This window comes from Pseudosulfitobacter pseudonitzschiae (assembly GCF_900129395.1).
Lineage (GTDB): Bacteria > Pseudomonadota > Alphaproteobacteria > Rhodobacterales > Rhodobacteraceae > Pseudosulfitobacter > Pseudosulfitobacter pseudonitzschiae.
In genome coordinates this window covers 1-24,447 of the sequence record NZ_FQVP01000002.1, presented here as the reverse complement: position 1 = coordinate 24,447, position 24,447 = coordinate 1, and the positions used below count along the sequence as shown (strand labels likewise).

Genomic DNA, 24,447 nt, shown 5'->3' with positions numbered 1-24,447 from the left:
ACGCACCCTGAGCAAAGGGCGCGACGCGCGGGAAGCCGCCGCGTCGCGCACAGGTTTCAGTTCACAGCTTCGGCCTTCTCAAGCTCGGCCTTGAAGGCGTCATAGATGGCCTGGCCGTTCTCGGTCTGCGCGATCCAGTCCTGTGTCGCGACCGACATCGCCTCCTGCCATTTCTCGGTCAGCGCCTCATCCGGATCAATGACCGTAATCTCGTTCGCGGCCAGGATGCGGCCTTTCGCCTCGGAAAGGTATGCGTCGAAGGATCGGCCAAAGCGGTCCGAAAACGCCGCGCCGGAATGCGCATCGATAGCGGCCTTCGCCTTGTCCGACAGGCTATCGTATTTGGCCTTGTTCATGAGGATCAGCATCGGCGTCGCCCCGAGAGGCAATTCGAGAAAGTGGCTCACGACACCGCCAGCGCTGAAGGTCTCTACCGCGCCCCACTGTGTGAAAGTTCCGGTAATCAACCCGCGACTGAGGCTTTCGGCCATCGTCGGACCCGTAATGCCCCCGACCGGCACCGCGTCGAGCGACTTGATGGCGGACAGCATGGTCGGACCCGGTGCGCGGATATTCTGACCTTTCAGTTCTGACGGTTCGCGCATGTCCACGGTGCTCGCCAGACCATTTGGCGACGATGACATGACCCCGATCAGTTTGAAGCTTTCGTAATCGCCCTTGAGCAAGCCGGACGTGACCAGCGCCCACATTGCGGCCGATCCCGATGTTGCATTCTTCACAAGGAAAGGCAGCTCGGCCACCGTTCCCTCGTTGAAGCGACCGGGCGTATAGCCGGGGATCACCCAAGCGATATCCGCCACCCCGTCCTCGACCAGCTTGAGCTGCTGCGCCGGGTTCCGCCCCAGTGTCCCGCCGGGGAACATCTGGACATCCAACTCCCCGTCAGAGGCAGCGGATACATCCGCGGCCCAGGCCGTAAGAATATTCTTGGTGATATGCGCCACCGGTGGCTCAAAGCTTGAGAACCGCAGCACTTCGGCACGGGCCGGGACCGCCAGCCCGACCGCAATCGCGGCCGCCATAGCGATGTTGATGAGTTTCATGGTTTCCTCCCTGGTTTTATATCCTTCACGATGTCCCCAACCCGTTGCGCGGGCGACGGTTCAGGCGAAACTGTCCAGCTGTTGGACAGGGTGTCATCCGAGGACAGAAGGCAGCCAGAGCGTGAGTGGCGGAAACAGCACCAGCACGACCAACCGCACGAGGTCTGCCAAAAGGAACGGCACGATACCGCGGTAGATCGTGGTAATGCGGATGTCGCGATACATGGAATTCAGCAGCATCACGTTGATCCCGATCGGCGGTGTGATCATGCCGATGCCGATCACCACGACGTTGATGATCCCCCACCAGACCAGGTCATAGCCGAAGCCCTGGATCACCGGGATCACGAAAGGCAACGTGATGACCATCGCCGCGACCTCGTCGAAAAACGCGCCAAGGAAGATGTAGAGCAGCAGGATGCCGAAGATCACGGCGACCGGTGAAATGGAGTTTTCTGAGATCAGCGACACGATGAACTGTGCGCCGCCGGTCACCGAGACAAAGTAGGAAAAGATCGTCGCGCCGAAGACCATCAGGTAGATCATCGCCGTCGATCCGCTGGCCTCGGCCATCACCCTCAGGAACGTCGCCCGGTCGAGCCGTTTGCGCATCAACGCGAAGAAGAAAGCGATGACGACACCGATGGCCGCCGCCTCGTTGACGGTGAAAATGCCCGAATAGATCCCACCCAGAACCACCACGGCCAACAGGATCACCCCCCAGGCCCGACCAATGGCCGCAAGCCTGGCTGGCAACGGCAGCTTTTCCGACCTTGGGGCGGCTTCGGGATCGCGCCAGACCGTGACCTGTACCGCAACCGCGTAGAACACCACGGCGAGCATGGCAGGAATGATCGCGGCGCTGAACAGCTCCAGCACCGATTGTTCGGTCAAGACCGCGTAAAGGATCATCATGGCCGAGGGCGGCACGATAATGCCAAGTGTTCCGCCCGCCGCGATGGCACCGGAGGCAAGGCTGGGCCGATAGTTGCGCGACAGCATCTCGGGCATCGCGACCCGACCGAAAGTCGCTGTCGTCGCAACACCCGAACCGCAGATCGCCCCGAAGCCTGCGCTTGCGACAATCGTCGTGGTTGCCAGCCCGCCCCGCCGGTGCCCGAACAGCGCCCCCGCCATATCGTAGACATCCGTCGCCAGACCTCCGGCGGCGGCGAGGCTGCCCATCAGCATGAAGAGGGGAATAACAGCAAGGTCAAGCGAGCTCATCGCCGAGGCAGGTTCGCTGGCCATGAGCGACAGTGCCGGCCCCCAACCCACGACCTGGGCAAAGCCCGTGACACCGACAAGCGCCATTGAGATGCCGATTGGCACATGCAGTGCGATCAGCAGCATCATGGCGCAAAAGCCCAGAAGGGCGAGAATCAGAGGGTCCATGTCAGTCTTTCAAAATACTGGGGTCGGTCACGCTGCGGACGTCGTATCGTCATGCGGCAGCGGATCGTCGGTCCGGTGAAAAAGGGCGATGAGGTCGATGACAAGAACCATGGCTTGCACAAAAGCGGCCAGCCACATCATCACGGCGGCCACGCTCCACCACGGCCAGACCGGCCAGCCCAGCACCCACGTCCTGTCTCCGCCCGCCTTGAGCGAGGCCGCGAAGGGAACAAATTGCCAGGCGATCAACAGGATGAAGACCAGCGTGAGGCTGCTCGACAGGACTTCCAGGATCTTGTGCACCATGCGCCCGCCAATTGCGCCGAAGACCTCGACCCGGATGTTCTGTTTCATCGCGAGGTTGGCGGGGATGCAGGCGGCAATCACCACCGCCATGACGACGGAGCTGACGTCGTTCACACCCTGCAGCGGGGCCTTGAACAGCCAGCGCAGCAAAACGTCCAGCGAGGTCATCAGTGCCAGTATCAGCAGACCGGTAAAGCCCACGAGAGCCAGCGCACGCGCCAGCCCCAATGACCGTTTCCAAACCCAAGTCATATGATCTCCTCCCTAATCTCTCTTCTCTGGCGCGATCTCCCTCCGCGCTTTGAAGGTTCATTTTGCGGTACGCTCGGCTCAGACAGGTACGCGAACCTTGTCCACCCGCTGCGCGCCGGCAAACTGCGCCGCGTAGGCCGCAAGCATCTTGTCGACAGCGACCGGGGCACAGGCTGCGGCACAATACCGGTCGGGCCGCACCAGCAACACCTGGTCGCGATGCGTGCGCAAGGGCCGGGCGACAACCGGATCGGCCAGCGCCAGACCGACACCAGCGCCAGTTGTGTCGAGTTGTACCTTTGCCAGCGGCAGGCCCAGAAAACTGTCGTCCTTGATGGTCTCAAGCGCCGCCGCACCCGCTGCATCCTGCGCGATCAACGCAAACCCCTGCCCAAGCCTGTCGTCCAGCCGCCCCCCAGCGGCAAGCAACGGTTGCGGGATCATCTCGCCCACCAGCGAGGCATCGAGGTCCGGCGCTTCCAATCCCAGAAACAGCCCCGTTTCATAGCGTGGCTTGGGCTTGAACCGCATGTGGATCAGGTAATCGCGGACGTTCGGAAAAGGCTCAAGCGCCTTCAGAAGCAAATCGCGAAACATCACCTGGTCACGCCCCGCAGGCATCACGATGCTGCCCATGGCGACCGCCAGCTGGATCATGTCCCAAGCGGGTTTGCGACGCTCGTCCGAATAGCTGTCCAGCACGTCACCGGCGCCTCCCCGGACCATACAGGCCAGCTTCCACGCCACGTTGTGGGCATCGCGCAGCCCGGCATTCATCCCCTGCCCGGCAAAGGGTGGCGTCAGGTGCGCGGCGTCCCCCAGCAGCAGGATACGCCCGTCGCGAAACCGCTCGGCCATGCGGGCATGAAAAGTATAGACCGTACGCCGTAGTATGTCTGCCGGACGCCACGGGCGCAGCGGCGTCATCAGGGTTTCCAGAAAATCGTCTGCCAGCACCTGTTCACGCGTTTCACCCGGCAAGAGCATGAACTCGTAGCGCCTGCCGCCATTCGGCGCGGGTACGCTGACCGTGGGACGCACATCGCTGCAGAAGAACTTGGAAAACAGCGTGTCGTCGGGATCGTTCACCGTATCGACAACGATCCAGTCTTCTTCATATGTGTTTCCCGACATCGGGATGCCAAGGGTTTCGCGTATCGGACTGCGTCCGCCGTCGCAGGCCAGAACCCACTGGGTGCGAATGTGGTGGACCTGACCGTCGGGACCGGCCACGGCCACTGTCGCGTGCCCCTCGGTCTGCTCAATCGCGGTCACCTCTGCATCAAAGCAAAGCGCGGCGGGCGCCTGATCCTCCAGCCGCGCGCGCAACGCCGCCTCAAGCTCGGGTTGGAAGATGAAGTTCCGCTTGGCAAAGCCAAAGTTGCGCGGCCCCTGCCCCGTCTCGGCAAAGCACTGACCGTCGTCGTCGTAATAGCGTGATCCTTTTCCCTCCATCGGATCGGAGAGATAGCTGCGATCAAGTCCAAAGACTTGCAAGGTGCGCGCCCCTTCGTCGTCGATCACGATGGCCCGTGGCAGGTTCATCGGCCCGGCATCGCGTTCCAGCAGCAGGCAATCGACGCCATATGTCGCCAGCAGGTTCGCAGCCGTCAGTCCGGTCGGACCGGCACCGACAATCACCACCGGAACCTCGCTCGGGAAATGTGACATCTCTTAACCTTTCGTATTGTTCGTGGAACGCGACGAGGGTCTTTTCAGCCATTCCCGAGGCGTCGGTCCACGGACGGTCAGAAGCTGTTCGCTGGGCGGACAGGGGATGCCGTCCAAGAAACCGTCCTGAGAGTGAAAGAACATCAGCATGGGCACGGCCTTTCAGCGTCCGCGGTCATCGAATAGCGCAATCGCGATGGCATCACGCCGCATGAAACGTCATCGGCAACTGCCGGTATCCGCGCAGGACGTTATTGACCTCGAACACCGGCGCACCGGTCTCGATCCGTGCGACACGCTCAATCATCGCCTCGAGGATGGAGCGCATTTCAAGCCGGGCAAGCTGCATCCCCATGCATTGATGCACACCAAAGCCGAAGCCGACATGATCGGTCACCACGCGGTGCAGGTCGAACCGGTCGGGCTGATCCCAATGCCGTTCGTCCCGGTTGGCAGAGGCGAAGAGAACAATCACCCGGTCGCCCTTTGGGATGGAGGTCCCGTCGACGTCATAGTCCGCGGCCGCGTAGCGCGTGAAACCTCGGATCGGCGCCTCAATCCGGATCGCTTCGTTGATTGCATTGCCGATCAGGCGGGGATTTTCGCGCAACGTGTCCCATTGATCCGGATTCTGCCCCAGGTGGTACATCAGGTGGCCGGTGGCAAAGATCGTCGTGTCGAGGCTGGGTGCGATGTAATCACGGGTGAACTGAGGCACGAGGTCCGCGTCGATCAGACCGGCATCCGCGGCTTCATAAAGCCCGGCCACCCAACTGCCGGGCTTCACCGCGTCGCGCGTGGCCCCGTTGTTGCAGAACTCCCGCAGCTCGAGGATCGTTGGAAAGGCCGCGTCGCGCCTGTCGTTGGCTCCGCCAAGCGCGTCGAAGGAGGCGGCGGCCCAACGAAGCATGTTCTGCCTTCCCGACTCCGGCAGGCCAAGCAGTTCCGAAACAACGGTCAGCGGCAAAGTCTGAGCGAGATCGCGCATGCCGTCAAAAGTGCCCTGCTCGACCAGTCGATCAATCATCTCCTGCGCCGTGACGACGATACGCTCTTTCACCGCAGCCAGACCGCGCGGCATTACAGGTGCCGCGATGACCTTGCGCAACTTGCCGTGTGCCGGTTCATCGGTGGCAAGGATGTTGTTGTTGGCAATCTTGTTGACCTCGTCGTTGGCGGCGACGCCCCGGCCGGAAATCAGCACGTCATGCGCTGCCAGTGCCGCCCGCACGTCCGCATGCCGCCCGATGGCCCAAAGATCGTGACACGGCAACCAGACCGCCGGCCCACGATCGCGAATTTCCCGATAGTGATCATAAGGATCAAGGATCGCGTCGTCGGAATACAGATCGACATCATATTCAGCACGTCGGTGGTTATGTTGATCCAGCATGGCAGCTCCTCCTGGATAAACGATGCTGAAATCAGACTTGATCTGGAAAGGTCAGATGTGCGCGTGTCCAGCTGCCGGACAGCTCTGGCACCTTTGAAGGCAGCAAACACAAGCCAGGAGTCGCATCCGAGCTCTAAACCGGGGCTTTATCCCCAGACCCAGGTTGGCCGGCATCTTTCCCGATCCAGCAGCTGGCCGCGAACGCCTATTGAGAGGGGTCAGGCTCAACGCTTAGAAACGGGTCGAATCTGGCCCTGATGTAAGCTGGCCGGGATTGCAGCCGCGCCCACCAGTCCGTCACCTTGGGGCGTTTTTCTTGCAGCAGCTCGTCAGGGGCAATCTCTTCGCTGATCCGTTTCACAAAGGGTGCCACAGCAATGTCAGCGAGAGAAAAGCCACCTCGGACAAGCCAGCCGTCCACCATCATCTCTTCCATCCGGTCAAGCATCGCGACCAAATTGTCCCGTGCTTCATCCAGTTCTTCTGCAGTGTAGGGGTTACGGGCCACTCTCAGCCAGGCCTCGCGCCGTTCCGCGCTGGGGATTTTTTCCAGCAACGCCTGAAGTTCGCTTTCCGACAGTTTCGCCGCGCGATCCTGGATCGTGTATCGCCAGTTGAACCGTATCAGGTTTCCAATCAGACCGTCGACATACCGCACCCAGTTCCGCATTTGCGCAAGGTCATAGGGATCGGTCGGGCACAACTGCGGTTCGGGGCACACAGCTTCGAGGTATTCACATATCGTCCCGCTTTCGTGCAACGCGCGGCCATCGTGGATCAGCGCGGGAACGACGCCCAAGGGGTTTACCTTCAAGAAGGCCGGTTGGTGTTGTTCCTGTCGTGACAGGTCGATTTCATGTGCAACATAATCGAGTCCCTTTTCTTCAAGGAAGAAACGGACTCGGCGCGAGGCGCTGGATTTCCAGGCGTGATACAGGACCAGTCCCATCATTCACCCGTGAATGCAGGTTTACGCTTTTCACGAAACGCATCACGCCCCTCGCGAAAATCCGAACTTTGCTGGCAAAGCATCGAAAGATCGACAATGGCCTGCATGTCCCGGTCAGCAGGATCGCGGGTGATCTGGGCCACGGTTTCTTTCGTCGCGCGAATGGAAAGCGGGGCGTTTCCGGCGATGTGGCGTGCAAGCGTCATCGCTTCATCCCAAAGCACGCCCGTGTCGTGGATCTGCTCGATCAGCCCCCACGTCAGGGCCGTCTGCGCGTCCACCCTGTCGCCTGTGTAGAGCAAATAGCGGGTGCGTGCGGGACCGGCCACCTGGACCAGACGGGAAAGCCCGTCAAAACCGTAGGAGATGCCGAGCTTTGCAGCCGGAATGCCAAATGTCGCATCCGTTCCAGCAAGCCGGAAATCACAGTTCAGCGCTGTCATCAGCCCGCCACCAATGCAATAGCCGCGAATGACCGCGATGGTGGGAAGCGGATAGTCGGCCAGAATTTTCTGCCGCTCCAGGAAGCTGCTGCCTTGCTGTTTATCATCGTCAAATCCACCGATGTCTGCACCGGAGATGAACGCTTTGCCCCCCGTACCGGTGAACAGCAAAACCCGGGCCTGGTCCTGTGCGGCCTCGAGTGCCTCAACCATCCCACGCGTTGCATGGACATCCAGTGCATTCATCTTTTGTGGGATCTGCACGGCAAGAACGGCGATGCCATCGCGCACAGTCAAGCCGATGCGACCGTCCGCAAAGGTGGTGTCAGGTGCCCAGTCAGGTGGGAAGCTCAGGTCAGTCATGGTGAAACCTCATGGGATAAGTACGATGGGCGCGGTGACGCTTCGGCTTTCGAGCTGGCGGTGCGCCTCTGCGGCTTTCGCAAGCGGAAACCGGGCACCGAGAGGCGTTTGTATCTGTCCACCTGACAGCACGTCGAACAGCGCCTTCGATGCCGCGGCAGCCTCATCCGGCTCTGCAATCCAACTGCGCAGCGTCGGACGGGTCACGATAATGGATTTTGAATGCAGGCGCTGCAAATCGAACTCACCGACATTCCCTGATGCGGTGCCGTAGCTGACGACCAGGCCACGGGGGCGGACACAGTCCAGCGACTTCAAGAAGGCCATTTTTCCAACGCCGTCGTATATAACGTCTGCACCCTTGCCATCGGTCTCTTGCAGGGTGCGCGCGACAAAGTCTTCGGATGAATAGTTAATGATCGCATCATAGCCATGCGCGCGGGCAACTTCCGCCTTGGCTTCGCTGCTGACTGTTCCGATCATGCGCGCGCCCAACAGACGGCCCCATTCCCCAAGGATAAGCCCCATGCCCCCCGCCGCCGCATGGACCAGCGCCGTCGTCCCCGGCCCGACCCTGTAAAGGCGCCGCAAAAGGTATTCAGCGGTCAGGCCACGCAACAGATAGCCACCCGCGACATCGTCCGTCACCGCGTCGGGCAAGCTGAAGAGCCTTGCCGCGGGCATGTTCGTTAACGTGGCATAGCTGTTCGGCCCGATATAACCCACACGCGCGCCAATGGTATGGCTGGTCACATCCTTGCCCACGGCATCAACGACGCCCACTGCCATATGCCCCATCGTAATCGGCAGGTCCTTGGCCGAATGCGGCCCCCCGTGATCCCCCTCGCGCTCGTAGATATCAGCGTAGTTGACGCCGATGCAGGTGTTCCTGATGCGAACATGCCCGGCTGCCGGTTCGGGCAAGTCTATTTCGTCCAGCTGAATCACCTCGGGTCCGCCATGTCTGTGTATACGTACAGCCTGTGTCTTCATGAGGTTATTCCTGTGCAAGATATTGAATCGGGCGAAAGTTTCTTGGTAATATAGCGGCAATGCGTACGCGTAAAGTTTTATATTGCATACGCACAAAGAATATAAGTATACATTAAAGCCAAGGAGAGAATCTTATGGCACGTGCCAGCGATACCGTCAGAGGACTAATCGAAAAGGAAATCAGCCGTGGGAAGCTACGCCCTGGTGACCTGATCGACGAAAAAATGCTCTCTGAAAGATTTCAGGTGTCCCGCACACCTGCGCGCGAAGCCATCATGCAACTCGCGGCGACCGGTCTTGTACAGATGCGACCGCGTCACGGTGCCGTTGTCAGCGAACTGAGCGCAGACGAAGCCGTTGCGATGTTGGAAACCCTGGCCTGCCTGGAGTCGGAAGCTGCCGCGCTGGCCGCCCAGCGCATCCGGCAGGAAGAGTTGGATGCATTGATCGCGGTTCACGCAGAAAGTGAAGCCGCAGCGCACAGCCACGACAGCAAAAGCTATATCGAATGTAACGGACGGTTTCACGGTCTTATCTACAAGGGCGCGCGCAACACTTACATCGCGGACCTGATCCGGCAGACCCGCAGCCGCCTTGCGTACTATCACACGTCCAGCCTTTACCAACGGTCTCGTGTTGAACGGTCGTGGGTCGAGCATGGCAACGTCGTCAAAGCCATTGAGAAGGGCGACCCCGAAGAAGCACAGGCCGCGATGCGTGATCACATTCTATCGGGCGGCAGGGTCTATGCGGACCTTGTTGCGACCATGACCCACAAGAAGGAGAGCGAGAACACCGACTAAGATCCGGTCAATCGACAACGTTCTTTTGCCCGGAATGACGATTTCAAAACGTGTCACGGTCGCACCGCCCATTGGCGGGGGCCGCGTTTCACATCAACAATTCTGGGAGGAATACGATGTCGATTAACAGAAGAACCTTTGTGGTCACCGGACTTGCCGCATCTGCGCTGGCACCACGGCTGGGCATGGCGCAGGACGCTATTCAAGCACTATACGAGGCTGCCAAATCCGAAGGGGAGATCACGTGGTACGTTGTGCCGCTGGCTTCGGAAAGCGCCGAGATTGTCGGCCAGAAATTCAGCGAGTTGTTCCCTGGCATAAAAGTCAACGTCGTGCGTTCGACTGCGGGTGTGGCCTTCCAGCGGCTGAACCAAGACATCGATTCCGGCGTTGCCAACTGCGACGTGCTGACCACGTCCAGCATCGCGCACGCAATTGACCTGAAATCACGTGATCTGTTGATGGCCTACACGCCGGTTCGCAAGACGGAAGTCATCCCCGAATTTCAGAACCTGGACGCGGACGATATGTTCCACGTCACGACTGCGGGACCGATGTGCATCGTCTACAACACCGATGAGGTGGCCGAAGCAGATGCCCCGAAGAACTGGCCGGACCTGCTGGACCCCAAGTGGAAGGACAAGGTTGCCATCGGGCACCCCGGGTTTTCCGGGTACGTCGGCATCTGGGGCGTGAAGATGGAAGAACTTTATGGTTACGAGTTCTTTGAAAAGATGCTGGACCAGAACCCCTATATCGGCCGGTCGTCGATTGATGTGGTCACCACAACCGTCTCGGGCGAAACCATCGTTGGTGCAGGCCCCGCAGCGTCGTCGTTGGCAGCTGCGTCCAAAGGCAATCCCGTCGCCAATGTGTATCCGACTGATGGGACGGTTATCATCACGTCCCCAAGCGGCATTCTGGCAAATGCGCCCCACCCCAACGCCGCCAAGTTGTTCTCGGAATTCCTGTTGGGTGCCGAGTTCAACGAAGTCATCGCAGAGCAGTTCGGCACGCCCATCCGCGCAGGCATTGCGCTGCAACCGGGCGTTCCCGCACTGGACGAGATCAAGGTTATCACGGCAACGCCTGATCAGATTGTGAACGACATTCCCGAACTTGCTGAAAAATTCCGTGACACGTTCGGAATCTGACAGTGACGGATATCGCAAATGTTGATGGTCTGCGCCCTTTGGCGCGCAGACCAAAATTCGACTGGTCGCTGGTGATCTTTGGACTGCTGACGGCCATTCTGGTCGGACTGGTTGTCTATCCGATGTCCCGACTGCTTATAGAAAGCTTGAGCGACCCGAAAACGGGTAGCTTCACTGTCGCGAACTTTTTCGATGTTGCACGTCGCAGCCGCTATTTAATTGCCTATTGGCACACCATCCAACTGGCCGTGGTCACCGTGATCATGTCGGTGGCAATGGCCTTGCCGATGGCGTGGGTCGTGTCCCGCACCGATATTCCGGGCCGGTCAATTTTCTACTTCGGCACGTTGGGTGCGTTCATCATGCCACCGTTCCTGGGTGCGATCGGGTGGATCCTGCTGGCCGGTCCCAATGCGGGCTGGATCAACCAGATATGGACGTCTCTGACCGGCATCGAGGAACCGCTGGTGAATATCTTCAGCCTTTGGGGGCTGGCCTTTGTCATCGCGCTTAATGTCTTTCCGCTGATTTTCATCTTTGCCACATCTGCGCTCGACCTCATCTCGTCCGAGATGGAGGAGGCTGCCGCGATCCATGGCGCCGGACCGATGCGCACAACCTGGATCATCACCCTGCCCCTCGCGCTGCCCGCGATCCTGGGGGCGATCATGCTGGTGTTTCTTGAAACAATTGCCCTTTATGGCACGCCCGCGCTGATTGCGATCCCCGCAAGGTTCAACGTGGCCACCACGCAGCTCACCACCTTTTTCGAATATCCCGCGAAAATCGAGCTGGCGATGGCGTTTTCCGTACCGCTGGTTCTGATTACGGTCGTTTTGCTGGGCGCCCAACGGCTGCTTTTGCGCGGCGGGCACGTGGCTGTCAGCGGCAAAGGTGGTGCGCGCACCGCAATGCGCGTGGGACGTTGGAAATGGGTGTTCCTTGCGCATGGGGTGGCTGTGACATTGCTTGCTGTCATATTGCCCGCAGGCATCCTGGTATCTACGTCTTTCCAAGTCGCCTGGGCCAAGGCGCCGGTTCTGTCAAACCTAACCTTGGACAACTACCGTGCCATCCTGTTCGAACAGGCCACAGTGCGCGAAGCGATGTTCAACACCGTTTACTTTGCGCTGGCATCGGCCACGGCCTGTACCATCCTTGGATTCCTGACGGCCTATGTGGTGATCCGAAAGCTGATCCCCTATGCGTCCGCGCTGGCCTTTCTGGCGGTCGCACCTGTGGCGGTGCCGGGGATCGTATTGGCGATCTGTTTCTACGCAGCCTTCGCAGGCCCACCCTTTTCGCTCTATGGCTCCAGCCTGATCATCATCCTTGCGTTTATCACCCGATTTTTGCCCATCGCCTTTGTGTCTTGCGCATCAGGCATCCGCAGCCTGAACCCCGAGTTGGAAGAAGCAGTGCGTATCCACGGAGGATCGCGGATGCGTGCCATGGTGGAAGTTGTTGCTCCGGTGCTCAAGAAATCCCTGATGGGCGTCTGGATCTTGGTGTTCGTCATCTGCTCTCGCGAGCTGTCGACTGCTATGTTCCTGACCAGCCACCAGAACCGGGTCATATCCATCCTGACGCTCGATATGAGCGAACAGGGTGATTACGAAACATTGGCCGCCATGGGCGTGGTGCTGCTTGTCGTCACCTCCACCGTCGTCGCAATCGGCATGCGTTTGCTTGGACGCGACTTCATGCTGAGAAGGAACTGAAATGACCAAATTGATACTGGACGGGCTGGTGAAAGACTACGGCGGGTTCCGCGCAGCCGATAATATCTCGCTGACACTCGCAGACGGAGAGTTCCTGTCTTTGTTGGGACCTTCCGGCTGCGGCAAGACCACGACGCTGCGCATGATCGCCGGGTTCATCACCCCGACCCAAGGGCGCATCGAACTGGACGGTCGCGAAATTTCGTCGCCCAAGGGCGTCGTCGCACCTGAAAACCGTGACATGTCGATGATTTTTCAAAGCTACGCGATCTGGCCCAATATGACAGTGGCCCAGAACGTCGGATTTGGCCTGCGCATGAAGAAACTGCCCGCGGACCAGATCAAGAAACGGGTCGGGGAGATCCTTGGCGTCGTGCAGCTTGACCATCTGGCTGAACGCTATCCTTCCGAATTGTCCGGCGGACAACAACAACGTGTGGCGCTGGCCCGTGCGGTGGCTGTGCAGCCCAAGGTGATGCTGCTGGATGAGCCGCTTTCGAACCTCGATGCAAACCTGCGCGAGGAAATGCGCACCGAGATCAAACGGATGCACGTCGAATTTGGCATCACCACCGTTTACGTCACCCATGACCAATCCGAGGCGATGGCGATTTCAGACCGTGTCGCCGTAATCAAGGCGGGACGCATCGAGCAGATCGACGAACCTTACCGTCTGTATGCACGCCCCCGCACACGGTTCGCAGCCGAGTTTATCGGCCGCACCAATCTGATCGAAGGTCATGCCAAGGCGGGCGAAATGCACTTCGAGGGGTTTTCCGTACCTTCAGCCGAAGTCAGGTCGGGCGGCGTGCTTGCTTCTGTCCGACCTCAAAACCTGAAACTCAGCCTGCGGGGCAATGACAAACCCGAGCGGGCTGAGGGCGTGCTGCACCTTCCGGCGCGCATCGACGAGCGGATTTTCCTGGGGGAACGCTGGGATTACGGGCTGTCGCTGGAGGGTCGCGCCATGAGCCTGCGTGCGGCGGCACCAGCGGAACAGGTTTTTGACATGGACGCACCGGTCTGGATCTCGATCCAGGAAAGCCGGATCATTCCGGTGGAGGGCGCATGATGACCACTCATCTGATCGGACCTCTTGACAGATTCCGCGTTCTTGACCTGACCCGTATCCGGTCCGGCCCAACTTGCGTTAAACAGTTTGCCGACTGGGGGGCGGATGTCATCAAGATCGAACCCCCCGACGACGCCAGTGGATATGCAGATCGCGACAGTTCCGACTTTCAAAACCTGCATCGCAACAAGCGCAGCCTGACGCTGGACCTCAAAAGCGCCGATGGGCGTGACATCCTGATGCGCCTTGTCGACAAGTCCGATGTGCTGGTCGAAAATTTCCGTCCTGACGTGAAAAAGCGTCTGGGACTGGACTGGGACAGCCTTCACGCCCGCAACCCGAAGCTGGTTTTGGGCTCGATCTCCGGCTTTGGCCAGACCGGTCCGTATGCGGAGCGCCCGGGTTTCGATCAGGTCGCGCAGGGTATGGGCGGGTTGATGTCCGTCACAGGCTTGCCGGGGCAAGGCCCGGTGCGCGTGGGCATTCCTGTCGCTGACCTGACCGCAGGTATGTTCTGCGCCACTGGCATTCTCATGGCCTTGCTCGACCGAGAACGCACAGGCGTTGGACAATGGGTACAGTCCAGCCTGCTTCAGGCACAGGTGGCGATGCTGGATTTTCAGGCCGCGCGCTGGCTGATCGACGGCGTGGTCCCCGAACAGGCGGGCAACAACCATCCCACTGCGGTGCCGATGGGCGTCTATCCCACATCCGACGGCAGTATGAACATCGCCGTTACGGGAAACCGGATGTGGCAGGATTTTTGCACCGTAATCGACCGGACGGACCTGGCCGACGATGCCCGCTTTGCCACGGCGCGCCTGCGGCTTCAGCATCGTGACGAACTGAACGCGCTGCTGTTCGACATCACCCGCACCCGCACCAGTGCCGATTTGACCGACGCCCTGATAGCGACGGGGATACCATGTGGGCCGATCAACAAGATTGATGCCGTTTTCGCCGATCCGCAAGTTGCAGCACTTGGTTTGGTGGTTGAAATAGAGCATCCGAAGCGAGGGACCCAGCGCGTGCTGGGCCAACCGATCGTTCTGTCCGGTGCGACACCTGTTATGCATTCCGCAACGCCGGACGCAGGCCAGCACAGCGACGCGATACTGCAAGAACTTGGCCTGTCGACCGACGAAGTCGCCGCGCTGAAAGAAAGGAAAGTCGTATGACACCGGTCGAACCCATCGCCGAAGCGGACGGATACACGCCGCAGGTCCTCGCACACGTAAAAGACGGCATCGGCTGGATGATTTTTTCCAATCCACGCCGCCGCAATGCGGTGACCTATAACATGTGGCTTCAGATACCGGGCATCATCAAACAGTTCGAACAAGATACAAGTGTGCGGGTCGTCGCATTGCGCGGAGAAGGCGCGTCTTCGTTCATCTCGGGCGCCGACATCAGCGAATTCGCAGAAAAACGCAACACGCCCGAGCAGGTGGCAACCTACGACGCGGCAGGCAAGGCAGCAGGCGCTGCGATCGCGGGGCTTTTAAAGCCCACAGTCGCCGTCATACGCACCTGGTGCGTCGGTGGCGGCCTGGGCACCGCCCTGGGCTGTGATTTGCGTATCGCGGCGGAAGACACCCGCTTTGCCATCCCGGCTGCAAAGCTGGGGCTTGGCTATCGCTACGCCGGGGTCAAGACGCTGGTCGATGTTGTCGGCCCCGCGAATGCAGCCGAGATTTTCTATTCCGCCAAACAATACAACGCGCAAGAGGCGCAGCGTATGGGGCTGATCAATGAAATCCTGCCGGTTGAAGGGTTCGACGATGCCGCCGAAAGCTATCTTCGCACAATCGCGCAGAATGCCCCGCTGACCATGAAGGCCGTCAAAATGGCCATTCGCGGTGCGCTGGAACACGCCGCCCCAGCGGGCCTGGATGATATCGATGCAGCGGTATCGGCCTGCTTTCAAAGCGAGGATTATGCCGAAGGCAGAGCCGCCTTTGCGCAAAAGCGCAAACCCGTTTTCAAAGGCCGGTAGGGACATGGCGAACCACCTTTACGACGCGATCTTTGAACCGCACGCGGCATCCGGCACCACGTTCCTGCACCTGCCTGATGGCACAACCCTGTCCCATCAGGATTTTGCAGGCACCATCGCCAGTCTTGTCGCAGCCCTTGCCGCGATTGGCGTCAAAGCGGGTGATCGGGTCGCCGCACAGGTGGAAAAGTCGCCAACCGCACTTGCGCTTTATGCGGCCTGTCTGCACGCAGGCGCGGTCTTCCTGCCCCTCAACACCTCTTATACCGATCAGGAAGTCGCTTTCTTCATTCAGGATTGTGCGGCATCGGTCCTGTTTTGCGATCCCGCACGGGCACCGCAGCTTGAAAATGTCATGGCACAGATGCCGACCCATTTGGTGACGATGGCCGCAGATGGCACAGGAAGCTGGCAATCCGCACGGCCCCACGCCTTGCCGGTCAAGGCAGAGCGCACAGGTGATGATCTGGCCGCGATCCTGTATACTTCGGGCACGACCGGCCGCCCCAAGGGGGCAATGCTAAGTCACGACAACCTTTTGTCGAACGCGGCCGCCCTTGTCGATCTGTGGGGTATGACCGCAGCAGACACCTTGATGCATGCCCTGCCCGTCTATCACAGCCACGGGCTGTTCGTGGCGTGTAATGTCAGCCTTCTGGCGGGCGCGCGCATGGTCTATTTTCCCAAATTCGACCCCGATCTTGTGATTTCTGCCTTGCCTGATTGCACCGTGATGATGGGCGTTCCCACGTTCTATACACGCCTGTTGGCATCGCCTGCGTTCACACCTGAGGCCAGCCGGAACATGCGCCTGTTCATCTCGGGCAGCGCGCCTTTGCTTGCGCATACGCATCAGGCGTTCGAGGATCGCACGGGCCACCGTATTCTGGAAAGATATGGGCTGACCGAAACATCCATGAACACCTCCAATCCGCTGAACGGGCTTCGGAAACCAGGTACCGTTGGCATGCCGTTGCCCGGTGTGGATCTGCGCATTGAACGCACTGAACCGGGCGCGGCGGGAGAGATTCAGGTCAAGGGCCCGAATGTGTTCAAAGGGTATTGGGGGCTAAAGGAGAAAACCGCCGACGCGTTCACAACAGACGGTTATTTCCGAACCGGGGACTTGGGTGACATCGACGCAGACGGATACGTTACCATCGTCGGGCGTTCAAAAGACCTGATTATTTCGGGCGGTCTGAACATCTATCCCAAAGAAATTGAAACGGTCATAGACGCCCAACCCGAGGTGGACGAAAGCGCGGTGATCGGCCTGCCCGACCCCGATTTCGGCGAGCGCGTGATCGCAATTGTCGTTGAAACAACCAAAGGCGCGGTTGACCCGGTTGCATTGAAAAGCGTGCTTGCCCGATCTCTGGCAAAGTACAAATTACCCAAAGAGATTGTCACAATCGACAACTTGCCTCGAAACTCCATGGGAAAAGTCATGAAAAAGGACCTTCGTGACCTGATCGCTCAGAAACGCCTCTGAACTGACGTCGTCACAGTTTTCTGCCTTTGGTGTCGCCCGTCGCGCGCATGCAAAGCGTGATCGTTGGAAAATCACGAATTCCGTTTCCGTGATACGCCCAGTTTGCCTGCCCGTTCACACGATGGCCATTTCTGGCCAGCCACTTGGTCATTTACTGCCAGGTATTATCGGTGTGTTTGCGCACATTTTCTTGTCAGCCAAGCGCGGCAAATCCCACTATCGCCTACGTTGGTCCGATGGACCGCAGAACTTTTCTGGGAGGAAAAATCATGATCAATCTCAAATCCGTGCTTCGCGGTTGTGCGCTGGCGTCGACATTGGCCACGGCGCCTTTCGCGGCACAGGCCCAAGATTTCATCAACGTGCTGACCGGCGGCACCTCGGGCGTTTATTACCCGTTGGGTGCGGGTCTGGCCAATATCTACGGCGAAAAGATCGAAGGTGCGCGCACACAGGTGCAGTCCACAAAGGCCAGCGTCGAGAACCTGAACCTACTGCAAAGCGGCCGTGGTGAACTGGGCTTTGCGCTTGGTGACAGTGTCGCGATGGCCTGGGAGGGCAACGCCGATGCGGGCTTTCCCGAAAAGCTGGACAAGCTGCGCGGCATCGCCGCGATCTATCCCAACTACATTCAGATCGTTGCCGCCGCAGACAGCGGCATTACCGAATTCAGCGGCCTGGCAGGCAAAAGCCTGTCTGTGGGCGCGCCTGCATCCGGTACAGAACTGAACGCGCGGGCAATTTTTGGCGCCATGGGGATGTCCTATGAGGATCTCGGCAAGGTTGAATACCTGCCCTTCGCTGAATCAGTCGAGCTGATCAAGAACCGGCAATTGAACGGAACCTTGCAATCTGCAGGCCTTGGCGTGGCGTCGATCCGCGATCTGGCGTCTTCGCTGCCTATCAATGTTGTCGCGATCCCTGCCGAGGTGGCTGAAAAGCTGGGCGCGCCCTATGTCGCGGCCACCATTCCCGCAGGCACCTATGATGGCCAAACCGAAGACGTGCCGACCGTTGCTGTTTCGAACTTTCTTGTCACCCACGACGATGTCAGTGACGAACTGGCATATCAGATGACCAAACAGTTGTTCGAAAACCTTGATACGCTGGTCTCTGCGCACAACGCTGCGGCGCAGATTGACATGACAAAGGCACTGGACGGTATGCCGATCCCGCTGCATCCCGGTGCAGAACGGTATTACCGCGAGATGGGCATTCTCAAGTAACCACGCCCGTTTGCCGTCAAAAGGATGGGAGCGGCCCGCTGGCAGCTCCCATCCGGTTTTTCAACGCTTGTCAGGTGTTCACATGTCCAATCCCGTTTCGCCCCCCAGCCCTCAAGAGGGGCATGAGTTGTCATTCGGCGCAGGCCCCATAGGTCGCCTGCTGTTCTGGATCGCGGTCGTCTTCTCGGTCTTTCAGATTGTCACCGCCGCACATCTTGTCGATTTGTCCAGCCAGGTCACCCGTGCGCTGCATGTCGGTTTTCTCACATTGCTGGCCTTTCCCCTGATCGCCTATGGCCGCAATATGTCTGCCCCCTTGCGCGCTCTGGCCTGGGCCTTTGCCCTGGCCGGTGTTGCTGTCGCCTTGTATCAATGGTGGGAATACCAGCCGCTCATCCTGCGCGCCGGACGGCCGCTGACACAGGATATCATTGTTGGCGTGGTGGCACTGGTAGTCGTGTTCGCCGCGGCCTGGACGATGATGGGCTTTGCCCTGCCGCTGATTGCGGGCCTGTTTCTCGCCTATTGCCTGTTCGGGGAATATCTTCCGGCACCGCTGAACCACCGCGGCTATGACTTCTCGCAGGTCATCGACCACATGGCTTATGGAACCGAAGGCATTTACGGCATCCCGACCTATGTGTCTTCGACCTATATTTTCCTGTTCATCCTGTTCGGATCATTCCTGGAACGCGCCGGCATGATCCGCCTGTTCACCGATGTCGCATTGGGTCTGTTCGGTCAGCGGCAAGGCGGGGCCGCCAAGGTTGCGGTGGTGTCCTCGGGGCTGATGGGGACGATCTCGGGCTCGGGCGTGGCCAACGTGGTGACCACAGGTCAGTTCACGATCCCGCTGATGAAGAAATTCGGCTACCGGCCCGCCTTTGCTGGGGGAGTCGAGGCCACTGCGTCGATGGGCGGGCAGATCATGCCGCCAGTGATGGGAGCCGTTGCCTTCATCATGGCCGAGACGTTGGACGTGGCTTATGTCGAAGTAGTCAAGGCCGCTCTGATCCCTGCGATGCTGTATTTCGCATCAGCCTTCTGGATGGTTCACCTTGAGGCCGGGCGTCACGGATTGCGCGGGCTGAGCAAGGAAGACCTGCCTTCGGCCCGCAAGGCGATCCGGGAAAACTGGATGCTGCTCGTACCGCTGGGTGTGCTGGTTTACCTGTTGTTCGGGGGCTATACGCCGCTGTTTGCCGGGACCATCGGCCTGGGGCTGACTGTTCTGTTAATCTTGGGCGGCTCCGCCGTGCTGAACCTTCCGGCAGGGGCGATGCGCGTGGTGTTCTGGATGTGTCTGGGGCTGGTTGCCGCCGGGTTCCTGCAGTTTGGCATCAACGTATTGATCGCAGCGTTGGTGGCGCTTGTCCTGTGGTGTGCGCTGTCACGCGGCGGCCGCGACACGTTGATCCTGTGCCGGGACTCGCTGGCCGAAGGGGCCAAAACCGCGCTGCCGGTTGGGGTTGCCTGCGCTCTGGTCGGGATCATCATCGGTACGATGACCCTGACGGGGGCAGCCAACACATTTGGCCAGTTCATCGTGGCCGTTGGACAAAGCAGCCTGTTGCTGAGCCTGATCCTGACAATGTTCACCTGTATCCTGCTGGGCATGGGAATTCCCACGATCCCCAACTACATCATCACCTCGTCAATTGCGGGGCCTGCATTGCTTGAGCTTGGCGTGCCGTTGATCGTCAGCCACATGTTTGTGTTCTACTTCGGCATCCTTGCCGATCTGACGCCGCCCGTGGCGCTTGCCTGTTTTGCGGCGGCACCGATTGCCAAGGAAAGCGGACTGCGGATCAGCCTGGAGGCGATCAAGGTTGCCGCCGCAGGTTTCGTCATTCCCTTCATGGCGGTCTATACGCCTGCGTTGATGTTGCAGGCGGGCGGGCCTTTGGCGGAGACGATCGGGTACTGGCCTGCTGTCGCCTATATCGTGTTCAAAACGGTCCTGTGCATCGGGATGTGGGGCGCTGCGGTGATCGGCTGGCTGGGCCGTCCGCTGGGCTGGCCCCTGCGCATCCTGGGCATCGTCGCGGCGGCAACGCTGATCGCGGCCTTGCCTGCGACTGATGAAATCGGCTTTGCCTTGTCGGCACTTTTTGTCGGCGGGGTGGTCGTGATGCGGCGCAGGGCTGTGGCGTGACCGGCTGTCTGACCGTGGGGACCGCAGTGCTGCACTTGGCGCTGGGGTCTTTCACGCTGAGTTGGACACATTCGGTCGAGCACGTCGCCTGGCAAGAAGACTGGCGGATCAACGGTCACATGCTGACCCTGGAACGCTCGCGCCTCAAAGGCTCGGGCGCGGGTATGGAGCCAGGGCCGGATGCGGTTCTGAAGGATGGCTGGTGGGTTTCCACCGGCCATCTTGAGGTGCCGGCGCTGATGCTGGCGGCCTCGGGTGCGACGGGGGCTGGCTGGACGTTCTGCGCGGACGGACAATGCCGGGTCATCGGAGCTGACCGCGCCGCGCCTATCAAGGTGGCGCCTTGCAAAACGGAGGCTGTAAAACGTACCGAACCCGTGCCAGACTGAAAGCCATGATCCGCACCAGCCATATACGCACCTTCTCTCTCATGCTGTGCCTTGCACTGCTGGTCGCGGGCTTTGGCGGCCTCATTGCGTATCGGATAGAGATATTACGTTTGGCCAAAACGCTGGACCAGTCGCTGACCCTGACGCGTCGATCCATCGAGACCGAGATCGACCGGTTCCGCTATCTCCCCGAGGTGGCGGAAGAGGACGTTCGGATCAGTCGGGCGGTCACGGCACCGCAGAATGTCGGAGCGGTGGCCGATGCGAACCGTTATCTTGAAACCATTGCCGCCGTGTCCGGCGCCGATCAGCTGTACCTGCTGGACCAGTCGGGGATTGCTATCGCCGCCAGCAACTGGAACACGCCGGACACTTTCGTGGGAATAGATTACAGCTTCCGGCCCTATTTCCGCGATGCCATTGAGACGGGCACCGGGCGGTTCTACGGGATCGGAGTGACAACCGGACGACCGGGATATTTCCTGTCGTCGCGGGTGGAACTGGAGAGCGGAGATATTGCCGTCCTGGTGGTCAAGATTGACCTTACACCTTTACAGGCAACATGGCGGCTGGCCGCGGTCGATACGGCCATTGCCGATGCCGACGGGATCATTTTCCTGTCAGGCCAACCCGAATGGCTTTATCGGCCTCTGTTTGCCTTGGATGCGGGGACCCGCGCGCAGATCGCAGTGACCCGAAGTTACGAAGGGGTCGATTTCGATTCTTCCGAAGCCCTATTGGCCGCGCCGCCCTCGTCATTGACCGATGGACAGCCTGTGGACCTTGCCGGGCGGTCGCTGTTGCTGCGTCGTTTGCCTATGGGACAAGACGACTGGCAGGTGATCCAGGCCAACCCGGTTGCCGACGCAAGGCTGACGGCGCTGGCAACGGCGGCGATCCTCGGGCTGACCACACTGGCCGCGGCACTGCTGGTGCAGACGCTGCTGCAGCGTCGGCGGATGATCCGCATGCGGTTGCAGCAAAGCCGGTTGCTGGAACAAAAGGTGGAGCGGCGGACACGCGAACTGGCTGCCGAGATCGAAACACGTATCGCGGCGGAAAAGGAGCTGACCCGCGCCCAGGACGCGCTGATCCATTCCGAAAAGATGGCCGCATTGGGCCGCATGTCCGCCGCCATCGTCCACGAAATCAGCCAACCGCTTGCCGCGATGGAGGCGACCCTGGCTGCCGCTGCCCTTGGCGGGACGCGGGACCACCGCGGAACGGCAAAACGGATAGAAACCGCACGCGGACATATCCGGCGGATGCTGCGGACGATTAAGCACCTCAAGAGTTTCAGCCGCAAGGATACCGGCACCCTGACCCCGGTCGACATGGACCGGGTGATCGAAAACGCCATCGAGCTTGTCCGCCACCGTGCCGATGACATCGGTGCGCAACTGACCTATGACTGCCCGGGTGACGCGCCGCCGGTGATGGGCGGGATGGTGCGGTTGGAGCAGGTGCTGGTCAATCTGCTGCTGAATGCGCTGGATGCGGTGGTTGCCAGCGCGGCGGGTCAGGTCAGGGTCACGCGCGAGGTTACGCCAGATGCCGTGATTGTGACGGTAAAGGATAATGGAGTTGGGCTGGACACCGAGGCTATCGCCAAAATCGGAGAACCGTTCTTCAGCCACAAACAGGACGGTGAGGGGTTGGGGCTGGGCGTGGCGATCAGTCAATCCATCCTGCAGGATTTCCACGGCACCCTGCATTACGACGCCGCTCCGGGTCAGGGCACAAGTGCGACCGTGACACTGCCCCGCGCGGAACTGCGCAATCGAAAGTCTGCCGCATGAGCCCGGCCAACATCTGGGTGGTCGATGATGACGACGATCACCGCGAGGGATTGTGCGACCTGATTGCGGCAGCGGGGCATCGCCCGATCCCGTTGTCCGGCGGCCTGGCCGCGCGCGACACGCTGGCCGGAGCCTTGCCTGACCTTATCTTGTCCGACCTGCGTATGCCCGGTCTTGACGGTATCGGGGTGCTGGAAGCGGTGCGGTCCGTTGCTGCCCATCTGCCGCTGATCCTGTTGACCGGACACGGCGACGTCACGCAGGCGGTGCGTGCGATGCAACGCGGGGCCCAGGATTTTCTGGAAAAGCCCTATGACGCCGACCATCTCTTGACGGTTGTAGAGCGCAGCCTGGCCGCCGGGCGTCTTCACGCGGAAGTCCGGATGCTGCGCGAGCGTCTGAAGGTCGAGGGGGCCGAGCTGGTCGGGGAAACCACCGCAATCGCCGCCGTCCGTGCACGTCTGACCGAGATCGCGCGCCTGCCGGTCGATGTCATCCTGCAAGGGGAAACCGGAACCGGCAAGGAACTGGCCGCGCGCAGTCTGCACATGCAGTCCGGCCGCAGCGGGCCATTTGTCACAATCAATTGCGCCGCGCTGCCCAACAGCGGCATCGATGTGGATCTGTTCGGTCGCATTGATGGGGCCGGCACCCTGCAGCCGGGACGCATCGGCCTTGCCGAAGGCGGAACGCTGTTTCTGGACCAGATCGATGTGATGCCGCTTGAATCGCAACCTCTGTTGTTGCGCCTGCTTCAATCGCGCCAGATCGAACCGGTTGGAGGACGGGAGCCCATTGAGGTTGATTTGCGGGTGGTTGCGTCGGCCAGCAAAGACCTGAGAGAATTGATTGCCCAAGGGGCCTTTCGACAAGACCTGTATTACCGCTTGGCAGGTGTCGAAATTCATATGCCCCCCTTGCGTCAGATTGCGCCGGATATTCCGATTTTGTTCGTCCATTTTCTCACCCAGGCCGCCGCGCGCCATGGAGTGCCGGTGCCCGAGATAGCCTTCGCCGAGCGAAAGGCACTGCAAAGCCATGACTGGCCCGGAAACGCGCACCAATTGCGGCAAGCAGCACATCGAAGAATACTGGGGCTGGATGGCGTCACGGACACCCGTGATCTGGCTGTGACCGGCACGTTGAAAGATCGGGTGGCGCGTTTCGAAGCGTTGGAAATTATGCGTGTCCTTGACCAATGCCGTGGAAACACCGCCCGCGCCGCTGCTCAGTTGGGTATCCCACGCCGGACCTTGAATGCGAAGATGAACCGTCAGGGGATTAAACCCTAAAATGAATATTTCCGAATAAAATGAACCGGATAGAGATATAGCTCACTCCGAGATCGGAGCCGCCTGATCATTCCCCTCAGCGCGCGGCACAACGGGGCACAGCGAAATGAGTCACACAGGACTTGCGGATTCCCTGTGAGGGCTGTGCGTCAGTGACCGTCGGTGCCAGGGTCCGCTTGCTTCTGTGATCCATGGCTCGGCGAAGCTGGTGAGAATTTCCGTACACTATGCAAATTTGTGCGGTTTGCACTTACCAGGTAAGATCCCGTCACGCACTGCATCCCAAAATTTCAACTTGCCTGTTTGCAAGGTAGATGCTCCGACTGGCCATCACATTGAACTTTCGGGCGAACTTGCGGGTATTTTGGCGTTGGGGGAGCCCGAAACGACAAAACCCCCGCGTGATGCGAGGGCTGGGTCTGTGTTGGTTGCGGGAGTAGGATTTGAACCTACGACCTTCAGGTTATGAGCCTGACGAGCTACCGGGCTGCTCCATCCCGCGCCAGATGGTTTTTGGTG

The 24,447-nt window shown here is 59.9% G+C and carries 20 protein-coding genes and 1 tRNA gene; 12 read left to right on the top strand and 9 right to left on the bottom strand.

The window, feature by feature from the left end; translation table 11 throughout:
- Positions 1-56 precede the first annotated feature (56 nt).
- The 8 genes from BUC08_RS04625 to BUC08_RS04590 all read right to left on the bottom strand — a co-directional run bounded on the left by BUC08_RS04625 (position 57) and on the right by BUC08_RS04590 (position 8,829).
- Positions 57-1,064 (bottom strand): TRAP transporter substrate-binding protein, encoded by a 1,008-nt coding sequence (locus BUC08_RS04625; RefSeq protein WP_037926925.1) that lies wholly within the window; start codon positions 1,062-1,064, stop codon positions 57-59.
- 93 nt (positions 1,065-1,157) lie between these two features.
- Positions 1,158-2,459, bottom strand: coding sequence for a TRAP transporter large permease (locus tag BUC08_RS04620; protein ID WP_037926930.1), 1,302 nt, complete (start codon positions 2,457-2,459; stop codon positions 1,158-1,160).
- Positions 2,460-2,486: 27 nt separating this feature from the next.
- On the bottom strand, positions 2,487-3,017 hold the full coding sequence (locus tag BUC08_RS04615) for a TRAP transporter small permease (RefSeq protein WP_037926933.1): 531 nt from the start codon (positions 3,015-3,017) through the stop codon (positions 2,487-2,489).
- Positions 3,018-3,095: 78 nt separating this feature from the next.
- Positions 3,096-4,688: a bifunctional 3-(3-hydroxy-phenyl)propionate/3-hydroxycinnamic acid hydroxylase gene (locus tag BUC08_RS04610; protein WP_037926935.1), complete on the bottom strand. Its 1,593-nt coding sequence runs from the start codon at positions 4,686-4,688 to the stop codon at positions 3,096-3,098.
- A 202-nt stretch (positions 4,689-4,890) separates the two neighbouring features.
- Positions 4,891-6,081, bottom strand: a complete 1,191-nt coding sequence (locus BUC08_RS04605; RefSeq protein ID WP_051694398.1) for a cytochrome P450 — start codon at positions 6,079-6,081, stop codon at positions 4,891-4,893.
- Between the two features lie 205 nt (positions 6,082-6,286).
- On the bottom strand, positions 6,287-7,030 hold the full coding sequence (locus BUC08_RS04600) for a glutathione S-transferase family protein (protein WP_211254183.1): 744 nt from the start codon (positions 7,028-7,030) through the stop codon (positions 6,287-6,289).
- On the bottom strand, positions 7,030-7,764 hold the full coding sequence (locus BUC08_RS04595) for an enoyl-CoA hydratase-related protein (protein ID WP_200796197.1): 735 nt from the start codon (positions 7,762-7,764) through the stop codon (positions 7,030-7,032). Before BUC08_RS04595 ends, BUC08_RS04600 begins: the two co-directional genes overlap by 1 nt.
- 81 nt (positions 7,765-7,845) lie before the next feature.
- Positions 7,846-8,829, bottom strand: a complete 984-nt coding sequence (locus BUC08_RS04590; RefSeq protein ID WP_037926941.1) for a quinone oxidoreductase family protein — start codon at positions 8,827-8,829, stop codon at positions 7,846-7,848.
- Positions 8,830-8,963: 134 nt separating this feature from the next.
- Here BUC08_RS04590 and BUC08_RS04585 point away from each other — a divergent pair, with 134 nt between their 5' ends.
- The 12 genes from BUC08_RS04585 (at position 8,964) to BUC08_RS04530 (ending at position 23,928) form a co-directional block, all read left to right on the top strand.
- The gene (locus BUC08_RS04585; protein ID WP_037926944.1) at positions 8,964-9,632 is read left to right on the top strand and encodes a GntR family transcriptional regulator; all 669 of its coding nucleotides are present in this window, start codon (positions 8,964-8,966) and stop codon (positions 9,630-9,632) included.
- A 116-nt stretch (positions 9,633-9,748) separates the two neighbouring features.
- Positions 9,749-10,786, top strand: a complete 1,038-nt coding sequence (locus tag BUC08_RS04580) for an ABC transporter substrate-binding protein (protein WP_037926947.1) — start codon at positions 9,749-9,751, stop codon at positions 10,784-10,786.
- Between the two features lie 2 nt (positions 10,787-10,788).
- Positions 10,789-12,507: an ABC transporter permease gene (locus tag BUC08_RS04575; protein WP_200796196.1), complete on the top strand. Its 1,719-nt coding sequence runs from the start codon at positions 10,789-10,791 to the stop codon at positions 12,505-12,507.
- 1 nt (position 12,508) lies between these two features.
- Positions 12,509-13,579, top strand: a complete 1,071-nt coding sequence (locus BUC08_RS04570; protein WP_037926949.1) for an ABC transporter ATP-binding protein — start codon at positions 12,509-12,511, stop codon at positions 13,577-13,579.
- Positions 13,579-14,757 carry a CaiB/BaiF CoA transferase family protein gene (locus tag BUC08_RS04565; RefSeq protein WP_217621169.1) on the top strand — a complete coding sequence of 393 codons (1,179 nt, stop codon included), beginning with the start codon at positions 13,579-13,581 and terminating at the stop codon, positions 14,755-14,757. Before BUC08_RS04570 ends, BUC08_RS04565 begins: the two co-directional genes overlap by 1 nt.
- On the top strand, positions 14,754-15,575 hold the full coding sequence (locus BUC08_RS04560) for an enoyl-CoA hydratase (RefSeq protein WP_073194157.1): 822 nt from the start codon (positions 14,754-14,756) through the stop codon (positions 15,573-15,575). The genes BUC08_RS04565 and BUC08_RS04560 overlap by 4 nt, the downstream gene beginning before the upstream one ends.
- Positions 15,576-15,579: 4 nt before the next feature.
- Positions 15,580-17,067 (top strand): AMP-binding protein, encoded by a 1,488-nt coding sequence (locus tag BUC08_RS04555; protein WP_037926955.1) that lies wholly within the window; start codon positions 15,580-15,582, stop codon positions 17,065-17,067.
- Positions 17,068-17,336: 269 nt separating this feature from the next.
- On the top strand, positions 17,337-18,293 hold the full coding sequence (locus BUC08_RS04550) for a TAXI family TRAP transporter solute-binding subunit (protein ID WP_037926957.1): 957 nt from the start codon (positions 17,337-17,339) through the stop codon (positions 18,291-18,293).
- An 82-nt stretch (positions 18,294-18,375) separates the two neighbouring features.
- Entirely contained in the window at positions 18,376-20,448 is a 2,073-nt protein-coding gene (locus tag BUC08_RS04545; RefSeq protein ID WP_037926959.1) for a TRAP transporter permease, read from the top strand.
- Positions 20,445-20,837, top strand: a complete 393-nt coding sequence (locus tag BUC08_RS04540) for a DUF1850 domain-containing protein (protein WP_037926963.1) — start codon at positions 20,445-20,447, stop codon at positions 20,835-20,837. Before BUC08_RS04545 ends, BUC08_RS04540 begins: the two co-directional genes overlap by 4 nt.
- 5 nt (positions 20,838-20,842) lie before the next feature.
- Positions 20,843-22,636 (top strand): sensor histidine kinase, encoded by a 1,794-nt coding sequence (locus BUC08_RS04535; protein ID WP_037926965.1) that lies wholly within the window; start codon positions 20,843-20,845, stop codon positions 22,634-22,636.
- Positions 22,633-23,928 (top strand): sigma-54-dependent transcriptional regulator, encoded by a 1,296-nt coding sequence (locus tag BUC08_RS04530; protein ID WP_037926967.1) that lies wholly within the window; start codon positions 22,633-22,635, stop codon positions 23,926-23,928. Before BUC08_RS04535 ends, BUC08_RS04530 begins: the two co-directional genes overlap by 4 nt.
- A 425-nt stretch (positions 23,929-24,353) precedes the next feature.
- On the opposite strand, the gene BUC08_RS04525 is transcribed toward BUC08_RS04530, so the two are convergent.
- A tRNA-Met gene (locus tag BUC08_RS04525) sits at positions 24,354-24,430 on the bottom strand.
- Positions 24,431-24,447 lie beyond the last annotated feature (17 nt).

Excerpts from the sequence above, each read along its gene's own strand:
- BUC08_RS04580 (WP_037926947.1), top strand. The coding sequence starts at position 9,749 with ATGTCGATTAACAGAAGAACCTTTGTGGTCACCGGACTTGCCGCATCT.
- BUC08_RS04565 (WP_217621169.1), top strand. The coding sequence starts at position 13,579 with ATGACCACTCATCTGATCGGACCTCTTGACAGATTCCGCGTTCTTGAC.
- BUC08_RS04560 (WP_073194157.1), top strand. The coding sequence starts at position 14,754 with ATGACACCGGTCGAACCCATCGCCGAAGCGGACGGATACACGCCGCAG.
- BUC08_RS04625 (WP_037926925.1), bottom strand. The coding sequence starts at position 1,064 with ATGAAACTCATCAACATCGCTATGGCGGCCGCGATTGCGGTCGGGCTG.
- BUC08_RS04545 (WP_037926959.1), top strand. The coding sequence starts at position 18,376 with ATGTCCAATCCCGTTTCGCCCCCCAGCCCTCAAGAGGGGCATGAGTTG.
- BUC08_RS04615 (WP_037926933.1), bottom strand. The coding sequence starts at position 3,017 with ATGACTTGGGTTTGGAAACGGTCATTGGGGCTGGCGCGTGCGCTGGCT.
- BUC08_RS04605 (WP_051694398.1), bottom strand. The coding sequence starts at position 6,081 with ATGCTGGATCAACATAACCACCGACGTGCTGAATATGATGTCGATCTG.
- BUC08_RS04555 (WP_037926955.1), top strand. The coding sequence starts at position 15,580 with ATGGCGAACCACCTTTACGACGCGATCTTTGAACCGCACGCGGCATCC.
- BUC08_RS04620 (WP_037926930.1), bottom strand. The coding sequence starts at position 2,459 with ATGGACCCTCTGATTCTCGCCCTTCTGGGCTTTTGCGCCATGATGCTG.
- BUC08_RS04610 (WP_037926935.1), bottom strand. The coding sequence starts at position 4,688 with ATGTCACATTTCCCGAGCGAGGTTCCGGTGGTGATTGTCGGTGCCGGT.
- BUC08_RS04600 (WP_211254183.1), bottom strand. The coding sequence starts at position 7,030 with ATGGGACTGGTCCTGTATCACGCCTGGAAATCCAGCGCCTCGCGCCGA.
- BUC08_RS04590 (WP_037926941.1), bottom strand. The coding sequence starts at position 8,829 with ATGAAGACACAGGCTGTACGTATACACAGACATGGCGGACCCGAGGTG.
- BUC08_RS04550 (WP_037926957.1), top strand. The coding sequence starts at position 17,337 with ATGATCAATCTCAAATCCGTGCTTCGCGGTTGTGCGCTGGCGTCGACA.
- BUC08_RS04535 (WP_037926965.1), top strand. The coding sequence starts at position 20,843 with ATGATCCGCACCAGCCATATACGCACCTTCTCTCTCATGCTGTGCCTT.
- BUC08_RS04570 (WP_037926949.1), top strand. The coding sequence starts at position 12,509 with ATGACCAAATTGATACTGGACGGGCTGGTGAAAGACTACGGCGGGTTC.
- BUC08_RS04530 (WP_037926967.1), top strand. The coding sequence starts at position 22,633 with ATGAGCCCGGCCAACATCTGGGTGGTCGATGATGACGACGATCACCGC.
- BUC08_RS04585 (WP_037926944.1), top strand. The coding sequence starts at position 8,964 with ATGGCACGTGCCAGCGATACCGTCAGAGGACTAATCGAAAAGGAAATC.